Origin of the sequence: Castellaniella sp. (assembly GCF_036379515.1) — a bacterium.
In the GTDB taxonomy this organism is placed as follows: Bacteria; Pseudomonadota; Gammaproteobacteria; order Burkholderiales; family Burkholderiaceae_B; genus Castellaniella.
The window spans coordinates 1-19,751 of record NZ_DASVGN010000034.1 but is presented as its reverse complement, the minus strand read 5'-3'; the positions used below and the strand labels follow the sequence as shown (position 1 = coordinate 19,751).

Genomic DNA, 19,751 nt, shown 5'->3' with positions numbered 1-19,751 from the left:
GCGCGGTGCCCTGAAGACACTGCGCTACGCAAAGGGTTTCAGACCGTGAACGAATCTCCGCATCCACACGCCGCCTTTTCGTTGGGGTTGTTGAAGCGGAAGCCTTCGTTGAGCCCTTCGCGCGCATAGTCCAGCTCAGTGCCCTGCAGATACTGCAGATTTTCAGGCGCTACGTAGAGCCGCGCACCGAACTGCTCGAAAATTTGATCGCTGGGCTGCGGATCATCGACGTACTCGAGCAAATACGACAGACCGGAACACCCCGAGGGCTTCACGCCCAGGCGCAGGCCCACGCCCTTGCCTCGGCTTTCGAGATGCTGCTGAATGTGCTCGGCAGCCTGCTGTGTCAATGTGATTCCCATAACGCTACTCACTGATGTGATGTGGTTGAAGATGCTTCTCGGTATAGTTTGCCACAGCAGCCCGCAGGGCATCTTCGGCCAGCAGGGCTGAATGCATCTTGACGGCTGGCAAAGCCAGGGCCGACACGATATCGTGGCTGTGAATGGCCTGCGTGTCTTCAAGGAGGCACCCCTGCAACCGCTGGGTCAGCCATGACCCAATGGCGATAGTCGACACGCTGCCAAACGCCTTGAACCGCGCTGCTACGATGGTGCCTGCCTGCACGCGAAACTGCAATTTGATCACCTCGCCCAGGGCGGGAGAGCCCACCAGGGCCGAGCCAACCTCGTCATCGGTTGCGTCCAAAGACCCCACATTGTGCGGATGCCGGTAATGTTCCAGCGCCAGTGCCCCATAAGTCGACCCGGCCATCAGCAGGACTCCATCCAGGCACCCAAAGTGCCCTCCTCACGCATTTCCCACAGAGGCGAAATCTCGCGAAGGCGTTGAATCTGGGTGCGCAAGGCTTGAATGGTGAGGTCTACATCGGCCTCTGTGGTGAAGCGGCCAATACTCATGCGCAACGAACTATGCGCCAGTATGTCGCTGCGCCCCAGGGCGCGAAGCACATATGAAGGTTCCAGGCTCGCCGACGTACACGCGGAGCCGCTGGAAACCGCGATTTCGGGCACTGACATGAGCAGCGCCTCGCCCTCGACATGCGCCACACTGATATTGAGGGTATGCGCGACCCGCTGGACCAGGTCGCCGTTGAGGTAGACGTCAGGCAGATCTTTCAGGCCATCCCAGAGGCGGTCGCGCAATCCCCGGATACGAGGAAGCTCAGTGGCCATCAGTTCGCCAGCCAGCGCATAAGCGGCCCCCATACCAACAATCTGGTGGGTTGGCAGGGTCCCCGAGCGCAGACCCCTTTCGTGCCCACCGCCATGCATCTGGGCCTCGAGGCGTACACGGGGCTTGCGTCTGACATACAGTGCACCAATGCCCTTGGGCCCATACGTCTTGTGTGCCGATAGCGACATCAGATCAATACCCAGCGCCTCAACGTCAATGGCAACTTTGCCGGTTGCCTGCGCGGCATCGGTGTGAAACAAAACGCCATGCTCGTGACACAAAGCGGCCAATTTTGCGATATCTTGAATGACGCCGATTTCGTTGTTGACCAGCATGACCGATACCAGAATGGTGTCGGGGCGGAACGCAGCCGCCAGCGCATCGCAAGAAACCAGACCCCCTGCGTCCACGTCCAGGTACGTGACCTCGAACCCGTGACGTTCGAGTGCATGGCAGGTATCCAGCACAGCCTTGTGCTCGGTACGGACCGTGATGATGTGACGCCCTCGGCCAGCGTGGAATTCGGCCACACCCTTGATGGCAAGGTTGTCGGATTCAGTCGCACCGGAGGTCCAGGCGATTTCACGCGGATCTGCGTGGATCAAGGCAGCCACTTGAGCCCGAGCTCGTTCCACAGCTTCGCTTGCGTCCCATCCCCAGGAGTGGCTGGTGGACGCTGCGTTGCCAAAGCGCTCAGACAGCCAAGGCACCATGGCCTGCACTACCCTCTGGTCTACAGGCGTGGTCGCCGAATAATCCAGATAAACGGGCGGGTGCAGCGACATGACGACTCCTTATGCTGAAACGGGCTCCCGAACGGAATCAGCCCGATTCGAAACAGCCGGTTTGTGGGGCTTCAGACCCTGACGCAACTGGCCCGATTCTTGCCATTCGCGCAGGCGTTGCTGATCGACCAGGTCTTGAAGCGACACCGAATCCAGGTACTCTACCATTTTACGACTCAGGGTTGCCCAAAGGTCGTGCGTCATGCAGCGCCCTGTGTGGCCATTGCGACCAATCGCGCAGTTTTCTTTACCACCGCAACTGGTGGCGTCCAGCGGCTCGTCAACCGCAAAAATGATGCTGGAAACCGAGATGTCACGCGCATGACGCGCCAGTGTGTAACCACCCCCAGGGCCTCGTACACTGTCGACCAGCTCGGAACGCCGCAGCTTGCCAAAGAGCTGTTCGAGATAAGACAGTGAAATATTCTGGCGCTCACTGATGGCGGCCAGGGTCACAGGCCCGCTATGCGCCCGCAAAGCCAAATCAATCATTGCAGTGACCGCAAAACGCCCTTTGGTCGTCAAACGCATGGTAAGCCTCACCTTTTCAAACCCGTCATGGGTATGTCTGATACCCGACTAAACGAGTCAAGTATATCAACGTACCCGACTGAATTACTCAACTTTTGGGCACTGTCACGACTGAAACTTGATGAAAATCAAGGCCAGGGTCAATCAGGTGGAATGCGCGTCAGCCAGGAGGTCCTGAAGGGAACTTGAATGGCGTCTCTGGAGCCTGCAGCAGAACGGCGCCCTGAGGGCGCCGCTGCATAGCCACGTGAGATGTCTTCAGGCCGCTTGATACTGCAGCACGCGCTTGCGCACGAGCTCAAGCACACCTTGGCAAGAATCTTCGATGTAGTCCAGAACCTTGTTGAAGCCTTCAGGCCCGCCATAATAGGGGTCCGGCACCGTGGCTTCTTCGAATTCGTTTGAGAAGCGCATGAGCAACATGAGCTTGTGCTGGTAGATCTTGGGGCATTGCTGCTGCAAGGCGGAAAGATTTTCCCAGTCCATTGCCAGGATGAGATCGGCATCGCGGAAATCATTGGCGGTGATCTGGCGTGCCACATGGCCCGACAAATCGTAGCCGCGCTTGCGTGCTGCCGCTTGCGCACGTGCATCAGGCGCCTCGCCCACATGAAAGTGATGAGTGGCGACGGAATCGACACAAATGGCGTCGGTGAGGTTGGCGTCATCAACCAGATGCTGGAATACGCCTTGAGCGGTGGGAGACCGGCAGATGTTACCGGTACAGACGAAAAGGACCTTATGCATGATAGGTGAAAGTGTGCGGGAAAACCCCGAAATTGGCAAGCCCTTTCCGGCGAAAATCGGAAAAAAACGTGCAGTGTCAGAAGTTTGCGTCTCAGCTGAAAAGCGCCCTGTCCTTCAAGGAATGCAGGGCATCACGGACAGCTGCCGCCTGCTCGAACTCAAGATTGCGGGCGTGTTCATTCATCTTCTGCTCCAGGCGCCGAATTTCACGCGCCAATACCTTCTCGTCCTGCAACGCGGTCACGTCGTAGACTGGCTCAACCTCGGTCGACATCGCTGGCGCCACCGAAACCCCGTCGATCAGGTCACGCACTGCCTTGTTCACGCTGCGCGCCGTGATTCCGTGCTCCTCGTTGAAGGCCTGCTGCTTTTCGCGGCGCCGCTGGGTCTCGTCCATGGCCCGGCGCATCGAATCCGTGACTCGGTCGGCGTACAGGATGGCGCGTCCATGAAGGTTGCGCGCAGCACGCCCCATCGTCTGGATGAGGCTGCGTTCAGAGCGAAGGAACCCCTCTTTGTCGGCGTCGAGGATGGCCACCAGCGAGACTTCGGGAATGTCCAGTCCTTCGCGCAGCAGGTTGATGCCCACCAGCACGTCAAACGCCCCCAACCGCAGATCGCGAATGATTTCCACCCGCTCTACGGTGTCGATGTCGGAGTGCAGATACCGGACCTTGAGGCCACTTTCCTGAAGGTATTCTGTCAGGTCTTCGGCCATCCGCTTGGTCAGCGTCGTGACCAGCACTCGTTCGTGGCGCGCGATGATCTTCTTGGCCTCGCCAAGAAGATCATCCACCTGGGTGGTCGCCGGACGCAATTCGACTGCAGGATCGACCAGCCCTGTGGGTCGAACGACCTGCTCCACCACCTGGTCGGAGTGCTCCGCCTCGTAGGCGCCCGGCGTCGCGGATACGAAGACGCACTGCGGCATCCGCGCTTCGAATTCCTCCAGCCTCAACGGCCGGTTATCGAGCGCCGAGGGCAGGCGAAATCCAAACTGCACCAGAGTCTCCTTGCGTGACCGGTCACCGCGGTACATGCCTCCCAGCTGGCCGATCGTCACGTGGCTTTCGTCGATGAACATCAACGCCTTGGCCGGCAGATAGTCGATGAGGGTGGGAGGAGGATCTCCAGGGGCTGCGCCGGACAAGTGACGAGAGTAATTTTCGATGCCTTTGCAGAAACCAAGTTCCTGCAGCATTTCAAGATCAAACCGGGTCCGCTGCTCCAGGCGCTGCGCCTCGACCAGCTTGCCGCCGGCGTTCAGTTCTTCAAGCCTGTCCCGCAACTCGCTTTTGATGGTTTCGATGGCTCTCAGCACGGTCTCGCGCGGGGTGACATAGTGCGAACTGGGAAACACCGTAAAGCGCACCAGGCTCTGGACCAGCTTGCCCGTCAGCGGATCGAACAAATCCAGGGATTCAACTTCGTCGTCGAACAAGGTGATACGCAAGGCCTGCTCGGCGTGCTCCGCCGGAAACACGTCGATGATCTCGCCCCGAGCACGAAAGGTTCCGCGTCCGAACTCCATGTCGTTACGTTCGTACTGCATGGACACCAGTCGGGCCAGGATTTCCTGACGACCCATGTGATCCCCTGTGCGCAGCGTCAGCACCATGGCGTGATAATCGCCCGGATTACCAATGCCGTAGATGCACGACACCGTGCCTACGATGATGGTATCTGGCCGCTCGAGCAAGCTTTTGGTTGCAGAAAGCCGCATCTGCTCGATGTGCTCGTTGATGGACGAATCCTTTTCAATGAACAGATCTCGGGCCGGGACATAGGCCTCAGGCTGATAGTAGTCGTAATACGAGACGAAATACTCGACCGCATTGCGCGGAAAGAATTCACGCATCTCCGCGTAGAGCTGTGCAGCCAGGGTCTTGTTGGGTGCAAGCACGATCGCCGGGCGCCCAAGCCGCGCGATCACATTGGCCATGGTGTAGGTCTTGCCTGATCCTGTCACTCCCAGCAACGTCTGGCACATGAGACCGTCTTCCAGCCCGTCCTGCAAGGCTGAAATTGCAGCCGGCTGGTCCCCTGCCGGCGGGTACGGTTCATAGAGCTGAAACGGGCTGCCTTCAAACTGAACGAATCTCGGGATGGAATCCATGGTGGAATCCTTCATATCGCGTACTCGCTAGACACCCTTCGGGTAAACCCCTTATTATCCCATCGTAGGTTCGTTGAACCAAGACCCATACCTTCTCTGCCTCATAACACTTCCATGTCCTCCATCTTCGCCTCCGTCGAACTCGCGCCACGCGACCCCATTCTTGGCCTGAACGAACAATTCAAGGCCGATCAACGAGCCACCAAAGTCAATCTCGGCGTGGGGGTTTACTACGACGACAAAGGCCGCATTCCTCTGCTGAAGTCCGTACGTCAGGCCGAGACCAAGCTGTTCGAACAGGCGGCACCTCGCAGCTACCTGCCTATCGACGGCATTCCGGGGTACAACACCGGCGCGCGGATACTCCTGCTGGGTGAAGACTCGCCCCTGATCGCCGATCATCGATCGGTCACGGTGCAGGCACTGGGCGGCACGGGGGCCTTGAAAATTGGAGCCGATTTCCTGAAGCGGATTCTGCCTCAAGCTCAGGTCGCCATCAGCAACCCCAGCTGGGCAAACCACGAAGCACTGTTCTCAGCTGCTGGCTTTCCTATCGTGCGGTACGACTACTACGATGCCGCGAGCCACGGCCTGAACTTCGATGCCATGATGGCCTCGCTGCGCGTCCTGCCCGCCGGCACGATCGTGGTACTGCATGCCTGCTGCCACAATCCCACCGGCGTGGACCCCAGCAACGAGCAATGGAAAGAAATTGCACAGCTGCTGCAGTCCCGTCAGCTGGTGCCATTTCTGGACATCGCCTACCAGGGGTTTGGTGCCGGGCTTGAAGAAGACGCAAAAGTTGTGCAGCTCTTTGCGCAACTGGGCATGACCATATTCATCAGTTCGTCATTCTCGAAGTCGTTCTCGCTCTATGGCGAGCGGGTGGGTGCGCTGACCCTCATCACAGGTGACGACGACGAAAGCACCCGTGTGTTGAGCCAACTCAAGCGCGTCATCCGCACCAACTACTCCAACCCACCCACCCACGGAGGCGCCATCGTCTCTGCAGTGCTGAACACCCCCGAACTGAAGGCACTTTGGGCGAATGAACTCGCTGAAATGCGCGATCGCATCCGCACCATGCGACACCAGTTGGTCGCAAAGCTCCACGAGCACGGGGTGAATCAAGACTTCAGCTTCGTCGAGGCCCAACGCGGCATGTTTTCGTACTCAGGGCTCACCAAACAGCATGTGGAGCGCCTACGTGACGACTTTGGCATCTACGCGGTAGGCAGTGGCCGCATCTGCGTTGCCGCACTCAACAGCGGCAACATCGATTACGTCGCGCAATCCATTGCCCAGGTCCTCAAGCACTGACACCCCTGCAGCGCACTGAACGCGCAACCGGTCGACGCTGACGAAAGCCCCGCTCCACGGGGCTTTCCTTGCTTTATGCGTGCACATCAAGGACAATACAAGCTGGTTTTATATCCAGTCCTTTGCCATGGCACTCAAGCTCACTGCCCGTCAGTCTCAGATCCTGACCCTCATTCGCCAGGCCATTACGCACACCGGGCGCCCTCCCACCCGTGCCGAAATCGCGCACGAACTCGGCTTTCGCTCTACCAACGCGGCCGAAGACCATCTCCGCGCGCTTGAACGCAAAGGATACGTCCACCTGTCGGCAGGCACCTCGCGCGGCATTCAGCTCGTGCAGGCAAGCCCCGCCGACACGGCCCACCCGGTGACCGAGCCTGCCAGCCTGCCCTTCCGCCTGCTGGCGTCAGCCCGGGAACTCCTTGTCCCCATCATTGGTCACGTAGCGGCTGGGCACCCTATTTTGGCGGCTGAACACATCGAACGCGAAGTCCCCGTTGCGGCACAGCTTTTCACCGCGCAGCCAGACTACCTTCTGCGTGTCCGTGGCAGCAGCATGTGCAACGCAGGCATTCTCGATGGCGATCTGCTGGCCGTACGAAGCACCCGCGAAGCGCATCACGGGCAAATCGTAGTCGCGCGGCTGGGTGACGACGTCACCGTCAAGCGCCTCGAACAGCAGGGGTCACATCTCCGGCTACTGCCCGAAAACCCGGACTTCACTCCCATCGTCATTGGGCCAGGCGACGACTTCGCCATCGAAGGCCTGGCCGTCGGGCTCATCCGCACCACGCCACTTCACTAACATCCCGTCTGGTCCATCCCCAGAACGAGGCATCGCACTGCAAACCAAATACAGAATCGGCCAGCCTGAAATCCGGGCTGGCCGATTCTGTATGCTATGGAACCGTAGTAGTGCTTAGTGCTTGAGGGCCCCCCCACTGGCAGGGACAGGCTTGGCGGCGGCAGCGGCGGCGGCATCCGCAGCCAACTTTGCCACTTCTTCGTCTGACAGCGGCACGGGCATGCGTTCCAACGCCACCTCGAGCACACGATCGATCCAGCGTACCGGAATGATCTCCAGGTGATTTTTCACGTTGTCGGGGATCTCAGCCAGGTCCTTGACGTTCTCTTCGGGAATCATCACCGTCTTGATGCCTCCGCGATGAGCAGCCAGCAGCTTTTCCTTCAGGCCCCCGATTTCGAGCACCTCGCCACGTAGCGTGATTTCTCCCGTCATGGCCACGTCGGCACGCACCGGAATACCCGTGAGTGCAGACACCAGGGCTGTCGTGATCGCAATCCCGGCCGAGGGGCCATCCTTTGGAACAGCGCCTTCAGGAAAGTGGACGTGAAGATCACGTTTCTCGAACACCTGATCCGGAATGCCCCAACGGCGAGCACGCGCACGCACAACCGTCCGCGCGGCCTCCACCGACTCTTTCATCACGTCGCCCAGCGACCCGGTGCGCAAAACCACGCCCTTGCCCGGCATGTCTGCAACCTCAATGGTGAGCAGTTCGCCCCCCACTTCCGTCCACGCAAGCCCTGTGACCAAGCCGACTTTGTCTTCTTTCTCGGCTACGCCAAAGCTGAAACGGCGGACCCCAAGGAAATCGTTCAAATTGGAGGCATTGACTTCGACTGTGCCCTTGGTTGCCGATTTTGCCCCTTTTCGACCCTTGGTTGAAGCAGCCTGGGTGAGCATCTTCTTGACGACCTTGCGGCAAATTTTCGAGATTTCCCGTTCGAGCGCCCGGACCCCCGCCTCGCGTGTGTAATACCGCACAATGTCGCGAATAGCTGCTTCGGTGATGTGAAGTTCTTCATCCTTCACGCCATTGTTCTTCATCTGCTTGGGCAGCAGGTGATCGAACGCGATATGGACCTTCTCGTCCTCGGTGTAACCCGAAAGCCGGATGACTTCCATGCGGTCCAGCAGTGCCGGCGGGATGTTCAGCGTATTGCTGGTCGCGACGAACATGACGTCAGACAGGTCGAAATCGACCTCGATATAGTGATCCTGAAACGTGTGGTTCTGTTCCGGGTCCAGCACTTCGAGCAGGGCCGAAGACGGGTCACCTCGAAAATCGGCACCCATCTTGTCGATTTCGTCCAACAAGAACAAGGGGTTGCGCACGCCCACCTTGGCCATGTTCTGCAAAATCTTGCCTGGCATGGACCCAATGTAAGTGCGTCGATGCCCACGAATTTCGGCCTCGTCGCGTACCCCACCCAGAGCCATGCGCACATACTTGCGATTGGTCGCACGCGCCATCGATTGTCCCAGCGAAGTCTTGCCGACGCCCGGAGGTCCCACCAAGCACAGAATCGGCGCCTTGAGCTTATCCACGCGCTGCTGCACGGCCAGGTATTCGATGATGCGCTCTTTCACTTTTTCGAGGCCATAGTGATCCGCGTCGAGGATCTCTTCGGCATTTTCAAGCGAATTATTCACCCGGCTCTTTTTGCGCCAGGGCAACCCTACCAAGGTGTCGATGTAGTTGCGCACCACCGTGGCTTCTGCCGACATGGGTGACATCAGCTTGAGTTTCTTGACCTCAGCATCGACTTTTTTGCGCGCTTCCTTCGGGAGATGCGCATCAGCCACCTTCCGCTCGAGCTCTTCGATATCGGCGCCTTCCTCGCCCTCGCCCAGCTCCTTCTGAATCGCCTTGACCTGCTCGTTCAGGTAGTAGTCGCGCTGGCTCTTCTCCATTTGCTTCTTGACGCGGCCGCGAATGCGCTTTTCAACCTGAAGAATGTCGATCTCGGCTTCGAGCTGCGAGAGCAACACTTCAAGACGCTTGGTCGCGCTTGCTGTATCCAGCAGCGATTGCTTCTGCTCGATCTTGAGCGGCAGATGAGCGGCGATTGTGTCAGCGAGACGTCCCGCCTCTTCGATACCTGAAAGCGTCGTCAAGATCTCTTGCGGGATCTTCTTGTTGAGTTTCACGTATTGGTCGAACTGCGCCACGACCGCGCGGCGCAGAGCCTCGGCCTCGGCCTGCTCCCCGGGCTCTTCAGCAATGCCGGACACCCGCGCCATGAAGTGCGTTTCGGCTTCCTGGACCGCGTGAACACGCGCCCGCTGCAAGCCTTCGACCAACACCTTGACGGTGCCGTCTGGCAACTTGAGCATCTGAAGAATACTGGCGGCACACCCCACGTCAAACAAATCGTCTGACGAGGGTTCGTCTTTGCCGGCCGCCTTCTGAGCCACCAGCATGACGCTGCCGCCAGCTTCCATGGCCAATTCCAGCGCCTTGATGGAGCGCGGGCGCCCGACAAACAGGGGGATCACCATATGTGGAAACACAACCACGTCGCGCAACGGCAACAATGGCAGGTCCACAGGGTCCTCGGTGAGAATCTGGCTAGCAGACATGCTTGCTTCCTTGAACTGAGTCTATGAAAAAAGGAAGCTCAGGCTTCCTTTTTGTGGTGCCTGACATCCATATGGTGCCACTGCCGGCCATTTCAAGGCCGGCAGCGCAAGGACACAGTATATCGAGTGTCTGGCGAACCCCGTCAGGCCGCAGCCGTATGGAGGGGTTTTTCTTCAGGAGGATGGCGGGCCACTCGTGGCCCCTTGATGAGCTCGGGCGTAGTCTTGCCCTCTACTGCGGCGTCATCGAGAACCACACGATTGACTTCAGGACGCGAAGGCAGCTCGTACATGGTGCCCAGCAAAGCCTGCTCCAGGATGGAGCGCAAGCCACGCGCGCCCGTCCGGCGCTTGATGGCCCGTGTCGCGATGGCCGTCAATGCCGGTTCCGTCACGTCGAGTTCCACGTCCTCCATCTCGAAGAGCTTCTGGAACTGCTTGACAACCGCATTGCGTGGCTCGGTCAGAATGCGCACCAGCATGCTTTCATCGAGCTCTTCGAGTGTTGCCACCACAGGAAGACGGCCGACGAGCTCGGGGATCAGCCCAAACTTGATGAGATCTTCGGGTTCCACCTCGGAGAATAGCTCACCCACGCCACGCTCGGACCGTGCGCGCACTGTGGCAGAAAAGCCGATTCCGGAACGCTCGCTGCGATCGCGAATGATCTTTTCGAGGCCATCGAATGCCCCGCCCACGATGAACAGAATGTTCGTCGTGTCGACCTGCACGAAATCCTGGTTCGGATGCTTGCGTCCGCCCTGCGGCGGCACTGACGCGACGGTGCCTTCGATGAGCTTGAGCAGTGCTTGTTGCACGCCCTCACCTGACACATCGCGCGTAATGGATGGGTTGTCGGATTTACGGGAAATCTTGTCGATTTCGTCGATATAGACGATGGCTCGCTGGGCTTTGTCGACCTCGTAGTTGCAGTTCTGCAGCAACTTCTGGATGATGTTCTCGACGTCTTCACCGACATAACCAGCTTCGGTCAACGTCGTGGCATCCGCCATGACAAAGGGCACGTTCAGCATGCGCGCCAAGGTCTGTGCAAGCAAAGTCTTGCCCGACCCGGTAGGCCCGATGAGCAGAATATTGCTCTTGGAGAGCTCGACGTCGCCGTCTTTGGCGTCTGCGTAACGGATACGCTTGTAGTGGTTGTACACCGCCACGGCCAGATTGCGCTTGGGTGTTTCCTGGCCTATCACGTAACCGTCCAGAAAGCCCTTGATCTCTTCAGGCGTTGGCAGCTCGTTGCGTACTGCAACCTTGGCGGCGTCCTGGGACTCTTCACGGATGATGTCGTTGCACAGGCTGATGCACTCGTCGCAAATGAACACCGAAGGGCCCGCAATCAGCTTATGAACTTCGTGCTGGCTTTTGTTGCAGAAGGAGCAGTGCAGGGTCTTCTCTTCACTGGAACCTTTTTTTTCCGTCATGGCTTTCCACTCATTGGGTATCGTCCGTACGCGAAACCAATACCTTGTCAATCAAACCGTAGGCTTGTGCATCCGACGCAGACATGAAGTTGTCTCGCTCGGTGTCTTCACTGATGCGCACAATGTCCTGCCCCGTGCGCTCGGCCAAAATACCGTTGAGCCGCTCACGCAGACTCAGGATCTCTTTTGCCTGGATCTGGATGTCAGTGGCCTGTCCGCGCGCTCCGCCCGAAGGCTGGTGAATCATGATGCGCGAGTTGGGCAAGGCATAGCGCTTACCCTTTTCCCCCGCTGCAAGCAGGAATGCGCCCATGCTGGCCGCCAGGCCAGTGCACAGCGTAGACACGGCCGGCTTCACGAACTGCATAGTGTCGTAAATGGCCATGCCCGCGTACACCGACCCGCCCGGCGAGTTGATGTAGAGCGAAATGTCTTTCTCGGGGTTCTCCGATTCCAGGAACAACAGCTGTGCCACCACCAGATTGGCGGACTGGTCGTTGACTTCTCCTACGAAGAAGATGACCCGCTCGCGCAGCAGGCGCGAATAGATGTCGTAGGACCGTTCCCCCCGTCCCGATTGCTCGATCACGATGGGCACGTAGCCCAACCCCGTGGGGGTGACCGAATCCCCACCGTACATGGAGGCGTAGAAATCGGTGAACCTGGCCATATCAGTGCGTTCCCATCAAGGCATCAAAATCAACTGACTCGTCCGTGACTTGCGCGGCACTCAGGATGTGATCCACTACGTTGTCTTCAAGCACCAGCGATTCGATTTCAGCACGGCGCTGACGATCGGCCAGGTAATAGGCAACGACCTGGGCCGGCTGTTCGTAGCTCTTGGCGAATTCTTCAATGCGCTCACGCACTTGTTCAGGCTTGGCCTTCAGCTCAGACGCCTTGATGAGCTCACCCACTACCAGGCCCAGCCGTACGCGGCGCTCGGACTCGGAACGAAAGGTATCTTCAGGGATGGGCAAGGTCTCTGCATTGGGCACACCGCGCTGCTTGAGCTCTTCACGAGCCGCTGCCGTACGGCTGGCAATTTCATTGTCAACCAGCGCCTTGGGCAAGTCGAAAGTGCAGGCACCCGCCAGTGCATCCATGACGCTGGCCTTGGTGCGGCCCTTCGCCCGTGCCTGAGCTTCACGCTCGACGTTGGCGCGGATGTCAGCCAGCAAGGCGTCTACGTTGCCTTCAGCCTGACCCAAGGATTTTGCGAAATCTGCATCCATGGCAGGAAGCTCGGGCTCGGCAACTTCTTTCACGGTGACCGTGAATTCGGCTTCTTTGCCGGCCACGGCGGCACTGCCGTAGTCGTCTGGGAACTTGAGCGGAAACACCTTGGATTCGCCTGCCTTCAGGCCAGTCGTGGCGGTTTCGAATTCGGGCAACATGCGGCCCTGGCCCAGCACGAAGAAGAAGTCCTGCGCCGTACCGCCTTCAAATGCCACACCGTCGATGGTGCCGGCAAAATCCAGCTTCACGCGGTCGCCTGACTGCGCAGCACGATCGGCCGCGGGCTTGAACACTGTGCGCTGCTGACGCAGGACGTCGACCGTCTTCTGGACTTCGGCGTCGCCCACTGTAACGGTACTGCGGGTGACTTTCAGGTCGGCCAGATTGGGGACCTGAACTTCCGGGTAGACCTCGAACGTGGCCGAGAACGCCAGCACCCCTTCATCGGTGCCTTCAGTCTTGGGTTCAAGGTTGGGGGTGCCTGCTACACGCAGGTTCGCATCGGTAATGACCTTATCGAGGCTCTTGCCAATCTGGCTATTGATGACGTCGTAGCGCACGGAAGGCCCATGGCTGCGTTCGATCACTGACAAAGGAGCCTTGCCGGGACGAAAACCATGGATCTTGGCCGTTTTGGCGACTCGCTTGAGCTGCGTCTGGACTTCTTTTTCGATATCGGCGACCGAGACGCTCAGATCGACGCGGCGCTCCAGGCCGGACAATTTTTCAACCACGGGCTGCATTCTGAACCTATTGGGATAAATGAAAGACAATAAACGGGGCATTTTACCGGAAACCAGGGTAGCCCGCCCTGGAGCCCTTACTACGAGGACATGGACGCTGCGAGAAGCTCCACCGCTTCGGTGTGCCCGATCCTCGGGCGGCGGCCTGCCGTCCACGACGCGCTGTGAAGCCGATCCAAAGGACGCTGCTTGTGCGCAGTCTGCGTACCAAACCAGCTATAATGCTCGGCTTGGCTTGCGAACGTGGCGGAATTGGTAGACGCACCAGGTTTAGGTCCTGGCGCCGCAAGGCGTGAGAGTTCAAGTCTCTCCGTTCGCACCACTGATCTTATAGCAGCTGACAGCATAACATCAATATTCAGCAAAATCAGTGGGTTACGAGACAGCCCTGGAATTGTTTGATAGCCTGACATCGGTTTTTTCAACCCGAAGGCCCTGCCGTCATTGGAAGCGGGCTTGACCAAAGGCCGAAAGAATGGACTACGCATTATCGCGGGTCTGCAGAGTACGTCCCAACTGGAACACCTGTATGGCAGAACAGCGGTGTGATGCCTACGCCATCTCGCACGGTGTCATCGGCCTGGATCAGACTGCGGTTCCGTGATTTGTGCAAGCTGGACGAGTTGCTTGCCGAAACTTTTCCCCTCGAACAGATCGATGAATGCCTGGGGCGCGTTTTCCAGTCCCTCGATGATATTTTCGCGGTAGCGCAGCCTGCCGTCTCTGATCAGTTGGCTCAATCGGGCGACGGCCTCTTCGTTGCGATCCGCGTAGTCGTACACCACAAAGCCTTGCATCAGCGCGCTTTTCTGGATCAACCGTTCGGGCGCAAACCTTCCGCTTTCAGTTGGGTGGTTGTATTGTGAAGTCTGCCCGCATATGACGATGCGGTGATCAGCGTCAGCACAGCCTGACTGATATCGCCCCCGACATTGTCGAAGTACACGTCGATTCCGTCCGGACAGGCCCTGCCAAGCGCAGCACGCAAGTCACCGACAGCGTGGTAGTCGATGACCGCGTCGAGTCCAAGCACGCCATGTAAATAGTCCGCCTTTTCGGGACTGCCTGCGATGCCCACGACACGGCAGCTTTCCAGTTTGGCCAGTTGTGCGGCCGTCATGCCGACAGCGCCCGAGGCGCCAGAAACGACCACGGTCTCGCCCGCACGCGGCTTGCCGATCTCTTTGAGCCCGAAGTACGCGCAAAACCCCGGGACGCCGACCACGCCCAGATACGTCGACAGCGGCGCGACGGTCGGATCCACTTTTTTGGTCTTTCTGCCATCAGAGACCGAATAATGCTGCCAGGGGAGGCGCTCGTAGACAAAATCTCCCACGGCGAAATCAGGATGGTGCGATAGTACGACTCGCCCGACAGAGCGGCCAGTGAGTGGCCGCCCCGCTTCGAAGCCTGGTGAATACGGCTTTGCTTCTTCCATCATGCCGCGCATGCCGGGATCTACCGAAAGGTACAGCGTTTGGATCAGCATCTCGCCGTCAGCCGGCTTTGGAATTTCAGCCGGTATCAGTTGAAAGTCTTCGCGCAGGGGTTTGACGTGCGGCCGCCTCGCGAGGGTGACCACCTGATTATGGTTGTGTGTCATATGAAATCCATCAGCCTTTCTTCATTGCTTGCGCGTCGTGTCGTCCGTGACCTCGCGCAACAAGTCGTGGTCCGCGTGCCAAAAGCCCGCTTCAGCGAAGGTGGGTAGCGTCACACCTGTCGGTCGAATGCGGTCAGAGTGCCGTGTTTGATGTTGACTACGAAAGCGGCCAACAGGTTGGTGCGTTCGGTCTGGCTGCGCATTGCACCGGATACCACGTAGGCCATGATGAAGGCCGATTTTGTGTGCCGGTAGGGCGGCAATTTTTCGCCGCGCTTGTAGTTTACCTCGACTGCCACCAGAGATTTACCGGGAGTGTTTGTAATCGCGTGGCTGAAGGCTTCGGCCACGCCATTGGCTGCAGCGTCGGCCGCGATGACGGCTACGAGACCCGCGACAGCTCAACCTGCTACGAGACTATCGCGCAGGCCCATGTGGGACTGCCTGCCGCCTGATCGACCGCTGGACCTGGGCTATGCCTACACCACCACGGCGCACAGCGCTGAGGGTCTGGCTTGCGACCAGGTGCTCTACACCGAGGCACGAAGCGCCTCCCAGTCGGCATCATGATTCAACGTTCACGTCGGACTCTTGAATTGCGACGCAACCACACGCCGGATAGCACCCAGATCTTCCGACTGACTTACATGCTGTTCCATACAAATGGCTCCTGGCTCAACTTCCTCTGACGATCATCCCATCAGCCCGATCCGGCCCCCCCAGAGGAGAAGCTCCATGAAAGGTATGCGTGTACACCAGCGATGAGTCTCAGACCACGACCGGGCAAGAACGTGATTGACTGAACACCTGGCCAGCAGAACAACCCCGTCGTCAGGTAAATGAACTAGCCCATCTTTTCAAGACGCCACACGGCTGGAGATTGAGTTCTGGAGCATGGGTTTGAGCACTGCATGATCGACTGCACCAGGTACGCCTTGTCCTCAGCCCGATTTCAGTGCATCCACCAGGAACGCAACGAAGGCGCGCACACGCGCCGACATCTGCTGACGTCTGGCATAGACCGCGTAAATATCAGCGCTCTGGGTTTCGTACTCCGGCAACACGGTCACTAATCGTCCATCGTCGAGATACTCGCGGATATCCCATTCGGCGCGCATCAAAACGCCCTGTCCGGCCAGTGCCCAGCGTACTGCCGTCTCGCCATCGTTCGTCGCCAGGTTTCCGCTGATGTGAACGGTCTCGAGTTTTTGCACGCCACCATGTCGACGGGTCAAACGCCACACGTCATAGGCGCCCTCTCCTTGGTGGATGCTGATGCAATCATGAGTCAACAGATCTCGCGGAACCGACGGAATGCCACGACGCGCAACGTAATCGGGTGAGGCGCACAACAGTCGCCGATTGGAAGACAGCCGACGGGCAATGACACGCGCATCGGGAGGCTCACCAAATAAAATGCAAACATCGAATGGGTCGTCAACCAGCGGAGGAGGCACGGCAGAGAGCTGAAGTTGAACAGACACCTGAGGGTACACATTCACGAACCGGGCAATCAAAGGCCCCACATGCTTTCGACCGAATCCCAATGTCGCGCAGACTCGCAACAGCCCTTTTGGGGTCTCTCGAGCAGCCCCAAGAAATTCGCTCAAGTGGTCAATGTCTCCAAGAATGCGGCGCGCATGTTCAAGCAGTACCTCTCCCTCGGGGGTCAGCATCATGCGACGAGTCGTGCGATCAACCAGCAACACTCCCGCCCTCTTCTCCATCATCAACAGGCGCTTACTCACCGCTGCGGTTGTGAGCCCCAGCCTTTGAGCGGCAGCAGTCAGGCTGCTGGAGCGCCCCAGTGCGACGAAAAATTTCAGGTCCACTGGTCTGATTATTTCAGGCATGATCAATTATCAACTTAAAGTTGAAATAGCATTGATTCTATGCCAGATATGCCGACTAAAAATTAATTAAAGTGGAATCACTGGAAAAACCAACTGGACCACTTAGCATGAGCACCTATCGCATAGCCACCATTCCCGGCGACGGTATCGGAAAAGAAGTAATACCAGCAGGTCAACAGGTTCTCGAAGCACTGACGGAGGCTTTCGACACACTGCACTTCGAGTTCGAATCTTTCGACTGGGGTGCCGATTACTACCGGCGGTACGGCGTGATGATGCCCGAGGATGGACTGGATTCTTTGCGCGACAAGGACGCCATCTTATTCGGCTCAGCGGGCGACCCCCGTGTGCCTGACCACATCACGCTTTGGGGCTTGCGCCTGAAGATCTGCCAAGGTTTCGATCAGTACGCCAACGTACGTCCCACGCGAATCTTGCCTGGGATCGATGCCCCTTTGAAACACTGCGAGCCCAAAGACCTGGACTGGGTAATCGTACGTGAAAACTCCGAGGGTGAATATTCCGGAGTGGGTGGACGCGTCCACCAGCATCACCCCATCGAAGTCGCAACAGACATATCGATACTCACTCGTGTCGGCGTCGAACGAATCATGCGTTTCGCGTTCAGACTGGCCCAGTCTCGTCCACGCAAACTGCTCACCATCGTCACGAAGAGTAACGCCCAACGACACGCCATGGTGATGTGGGACGAAATCGCCGGCGAAGTCGCGCGAGAATTTCCGGAGGTGCATTGGGACAAGATGCTGGTAGATGCCACCACCGCAAGAATGGTCAAGGCACCGGCATCCTTAGACACCATCGTCGCCACCAACCTGCACGCGGATATTCTGAGCGACCTGGCTGCCGCCCTTGCTGGCAGTCTGGGAATCGCACCGACAGGCAACATCGACCCCGAACGACGGTTTCCATCCATGTTCGAACCGATTCATGGGTCAGCATTCGACATCATGGGTCAAGGTATCGCCAACCCGCTGGGCACATTCTGGTCGTGCGTCATGCTGCTGGAGCATCTCGGCGAAAAGAGTGCTGCGACGCGGCTGATGCAGGCCATCGAAGCCACCACCGCAAACCCGGCTCTGCACTGTCGGGACCTAGGGGGGGCTGCAGGCACCGCAGAAGTTACAGCGGCCGTCTGCGAACTGGTTCGACATCCCAAAAACCAGATGCGCCCAACACCACAGGCAAACGCAGCCTGAGCAGGCACAGCAGCCTGCACCCCACATATAAAAAAGGAAAGGAGACACCCCATGAACACAAACGCAGAATCGCAAATATCCGAACTGCAAAGGCGTACCCTCAAGCGCGTCAGCCTACACATCGTGCCCTTGGTCATGGTGCTGTATTTCATTGCGTACCTGGACCGTATCAATCTCGGGTTCGCAGCATTGTCAATGAAGGGAGACCTGGGGCTCACCTCAAGCGTGTTCGGCTTTGGCGCAGGAATTTTCTTCTGGGGCTATTTTCTATTTGAAGTCCCGTCCAACATTGCATTAAACAAGGTGGGGGCTCGCGTGTGGATCGCCCGCATCATGCTCACCTGGGGCATTGTGGCGGCCGGAATGGCCTTCGTGCATAGTGAAACTAGCTTCTACGTCATGCGCTTCCTCTTGGGAGCAGCAGAAGCCGGCTTCTTTCCGGGAATCATCCTGTACCTGAGTTACTGGTTTCCCGCCAACCACAGGGCAGGAATCATTGCGCTCTTCATGGCGGCAGCCCCTATCTCGACTGCTATCGGATCACCTATTTCTGCCGCACTGTTGCAACTCCATGGCGCCTGGGGCTTTGCCGGATGGCAATGGCTATTCGTACTGGAAGCAGTGCCAGCAGTCATACTTGGAGTTTTCGTCTTTTTTTATCTGACGGACAAGCCCGAACAAGCCACCTGGCTGCAAGACGAAGAACGGGAGTGGCTGACTACAGTCATGAACCAGGAAGCAAGTCAAAAGGCAGCGGGTGCAAAGCACGGCATTCTGGCCGGGCTGAGCAGCCCGCGGGTTCTTGCGCTTGCCCTCGTGTACTTTGGAACCTCTGCCGGGCTTTACACACTGGGAATCTGGGCACCGCTTCTGATCAAGCAAATGGGTGCCCCGACCATGGAAGTCGGAATCCTGAACGCCATCCCGCCCATCGTATCCGTGCTTGCCATGATTCTGTGGTCACGGCATTCGGATCGGACTCGAGAGCGCTCCTGGCACGTAGTACTGGCGTGCCTAGTCGCGGCAATCGGGCTAGTGCTCGCAGCGGGCGCCAGCAGCCTGCCGGGCATCGTGATTGCGTTGGTGATCGTCAACATTGGCATCAGCAGCGCGAAGCCGCCTCTCTGGAGCATGCCGACCGCATTTCTATCCGGAGGCGCAGCCGCAGCCGGCATTGCCACCATCAACTCAATCGGCAACCTGGGTGGCTTCGCTGGTCCTGCCATGATTGGCTGGATCAAGACCCACACCGGCAGCTACTCCGGTGGGCTGTACTTCGTTGCTGGTTTGCTCGTGGTCTCTTGCATCCTGACTCTTGTGCTTGCTCATAGTGAAAAGAGTTGCCGGAGCTCGACCCCTCCCCAAGGAGCAACACATTAGCGGGGGCATGATTGTGGCTGATGTCCGCCCTCTCTATAGCAAGTCAGACCCACAACCCCGAGAATTCCTGACGCAACTCTTCCAGGCCGCCGTGCGGGCTGCCCAGCCCGAGCACTGCATTGCGCAGTTCCTGCCCCAGCCTCCCAAAGGCCGCACGATCGTGATCGGGGCCGGCAAGGCCTCGGCCGCCATG

General features: G+C 58.4%; 21 protein-coding genes and 1 tRNA gene. 8 read left to right on the top strand and 14 right to left on the bottom strand.

Annotated features, from left to right (window positions below):
* Positions 1-38: 38 nt before the first annotated feature.
* From iscA to uvrB, 6 genes are all read right to left on the bottom strand, one after another.
* A complete protein-coding gene (iscA, locus tag VF285_RS12170; protein WP_346952896.1) occupies positions 39-362 on the bottom strand; it encodes an iron-sulfur cluster assembly protein IscA in 324 nt (107 codons plus the stop codon).
* A 4-nt stretch (positions 363-366) separates the two neighbouring features.
* Complete coding sequence (locus VF285_RS12165; RefSeq protein ID WP_346952895.1) at positions 367-774, bottom strand: iron-sulfur cluster assembly scaffold protein; 408 nt, start codon at positions 772-774, stop codon at positions 367-369.
* Positions 774-1,982: an IscS subfamily cysteine desulfurase gene (locus tag VF285_RS12160; RefSeq protein WP_346952894.1), complete on the bottom strand. Its 1,209-nt coding sequence runs from the start codon at positions 1,980-1,982 to the stop codon at positions 774-776. The genes VF285_RS12165 and VF285_RS12160 overlap by 1 nt, the downstream gene beginning before the upstream one ends.
* Before the next feature lie 9 nt (positions 1,983-1,991).
* Positions 1,992-2,513 (bottom strand): Fe-S cluster assembly transcriptional regulator IscR, encoded by a 522-nt coding sequence (gene iscR / locus VF285_RS12155; RefSeq protein ID WP_346952893.1) that lies wholly within the window; start codon positions 2,511-2,513, stop codon positions 1,992-1,994.
* A gap of 258 nt (positions 2,514-2,771) precedes the next feature.
* Positions 2,772-3,263 (bottom strand): low molecular weight protein-tyrosine-phosphatase, encoded by a 492-nt coding sequence (locus VF285_RS12150; RefSeq protein ID WP_346952926.1) that lies wholly within the window; start codon positions 3,261-3,263, stop codon positions 2,772-2,774.
* Between the two features lie 88 nt (positions 3,264-3,351).
* Positions 3,352-5,376 carry an excinuclease ABC subunit UvrB gene (gene uvrB, locus VF285_RS12145; RefSeq protein ID WP_346952892.1) on the bottom strand — a complete coding sequence of 675 codons (2,025 nt, stop codon included), beginning with the start codon at positions 5,374-5,376 and terminating at the stop codon, positions 3,352-3,354.
* 114 nt (positions 5,377-5,490) lie between these two features.
* Here uvrB and VF285_RS12140 point away from each other — a divergent pair, with 114 nt between their 5' ends.
* Together VF285_RS12140 and lexA are read left to right on the top strand one after the other, a co-directional pair.
* Entirely contained in the window at positions 5,491-6,696 is a 1,206-nt protein-coding gene (locus VF285_RS12140) for an amino acid aminotransferase (protein WP_346952891.1), read from the top strand.
* 127 nt (positions 6,697-6,823) lie between these two features.
* Positions 6,824-7,501, top strand: coding sequence for a transcriptional repressor LexA (gene lexA / locus VF285_RS12135; RefSeq protein WP_346952925.1), 678 nt, complete (start codon positions 6,824-6,826; stop codon positions 7,499-7,501).
* 114 nt (positions 7,502-7,615) lie between these two features.
* On the opposite strand, the gene lon is transcribed toward lexA, so the two are convergent.
* The 4 genes from lon to tig form a co-directional block, all read right to left on the bottom strand.
* A complete protein-coding gene (gene lon, locus VF285_RS12130; RefSeq protein ID WP_346952890.1) occupies positions 7,616-10,084 on the bottom strand; it encodes an endopeptidase La in 2,469 nt (822 codons plus the stop codon).
* Between the two features lie 143 nt (positions 10,085-10,227).
* Positions 10,228-11,523, bottom strand: a complete 1,296-nt coding sequence (clpX, locus tag VF285_RS12125; protein WP_346952889.1) for an ATP-dependent Clp protease ATP-binding subunit ClpX — start codon at positions 11,521-11,523, stop codon at positions 10,228-10,230.
* A 10-nt stretch (positions 11,524-11,533) separates the two neighbouring features.
* Entirely contained in the window at positions 11,534-12,193 is a 660-nt protein-coding gene (gene clpP, locus VF285_RS12120; RefSeq protein ID WP_346952888.1) for an ATP-dependent Clp endopeptidase proteolytic subunit ClpP, read from the bottom strand.
* Between the two features lies 1 nt (position 12,194).
* Positions 12,195-13,505 (bottom strand): trigger factor, encoded by a 1,311-nt coding sequence (gene tig / locus VF285_RS12115; protein ID WP_346952887.1) that lies wholly within the window; start codon positions 13,503-13,505, stop codon positions 12,195-12,197.
* A gap of 237 nt (positions 13,506-13,742) precedes the next feature.
* Between tig and VF285_RS12110 the strand changes: the two genes are divergently transcribed.
* Positions 13,743-13,827: transfer RNA gene (locus tag VF285_RS12110), tRNA-Leu, on the top strand.
* 122 nt (positions 13,828-13,949) lie between these two features.
* Positions 13,950-14,054, top strand: coding sequence for a type IV secretion system DNA-binding domain-containing protein (locus tag VF285_RS12105; RefSeq protein ID WP_414648141.1), 105 nt, complete (start codon positions 13,950-13,952; stop codon positions 14,052-14,054).
* A gap of 23 nt (positions 14,055-14,077) precedes the next feature.
* Here VF285_RS12105 and VF285_RS12100 read toward each other — a convergent pair whose 3' ends face one another.
* The 3 genes from VF285_RS12100 to VF285_RS12090 all read right to left on the bottom strand — a co-directional run bounded on the left by VF285_RS12100 (position 14,078) and on the right by VF285_RS12090 (position 15,458).
* A complete protein-coding gene (locus tag VF285_RS12100) occupies positions 14,078-14,302 on the bottom strand; it encodes a hypothetical protein (protein ID WP_346952886.1) in 225 nt (74 codons plus the stop codon).
* A 17-nt stretch (positions 14,303-14,319) separates the two neighbouring features.
* Positions 14,320-15,108, bottom strand: coding sequence for an NADP-dependent oxidoreductase (locus VF285_RS12095; RefSeq protein WP_346952885.1), 789 nt, complete (start codon positions 15,106-15,108; stop codon positions 14,320-14,322).
* A gap of 110 nt (positions 15,109-15,218) precedes the next feature.
* A complete protein-coding gene (locus tag VF285_RS12090) occupies positions 15,219-15,458 on the bottom strand; it encodes a hypothetical protein (RefSeq protein ID WP_346952884.1) in 240 nt (79 codons plus the stop codon).
* An 82-nt stretch (positions 15,459-15,540) separates the two neighbouring features.
* On the opposite strand from VF285_RS12090, the gene VF285_RS12085 reads away from it, so the two are divergent.
* A complete protein-coding gene (locus VF285_RS12085) occupies positions 15,541-15,678 on the top strand; it encodes a hypothetical protein (RefSeq protein WP_346952883.1) in 138 nt (45 codons plus the stop codon).
* A gap of 371 nt (positions 15,679-16,049) precedes the next feature.
* Here VF285_RS12085 and VF285_RS12080 read toward each other — a convergent pair whose 3' ends face one another.
* Entirely contained in the window at positions 16,050-16,961 is a 912-nt protein-coding gene (locus tag VF285_RS12080; protein ID WP_346952923.1) for a LysR family transcriptional regulator, read from the bottom strand.
* A 107-nt stretch (positions 16,962-17,068) separates the two neighbouring features.
* Here VF285_RS12080 and VF285_RS12075 point away from each other — a divergent pair, with 107 nt between their 5' ends.
* From VF285_RS12075 to VF285_RS12065, 3 genes are all read left to right on the top strand, one after another.
* Positions 17,069-18,178 (top strand): tartrate dehydrogenase, encoded by a 1,110-nt coding sequence (locus tag VF285_RS12075; RefSeq protein WP_346952882.1) that lies wholly within the window; start codon positions 17,069-17,071, stop codon positions 18,176-18,178.
* Positions 18,179-18,229: 51 nt separating this feature from the next.
* Positions 18,230-19,558, top strand: coding sequence for an MFS transporter (locus tag VF285_RS12070; protein ID WP_346952881.1), 1,329 nt, complete (start codon positions 18,230-18,232; stop codon positions 19,556-19,558).
* A gap of 7 nt (positions 19,559-19,565) precedes the next feature.
* On the top strand, positions 19,566-19,751 hold a 186-nt coding region (locus VF285_RS12065), incomplete at its 3' end, for a DUF4147 domain-containing protein (protein WP_346952880.1).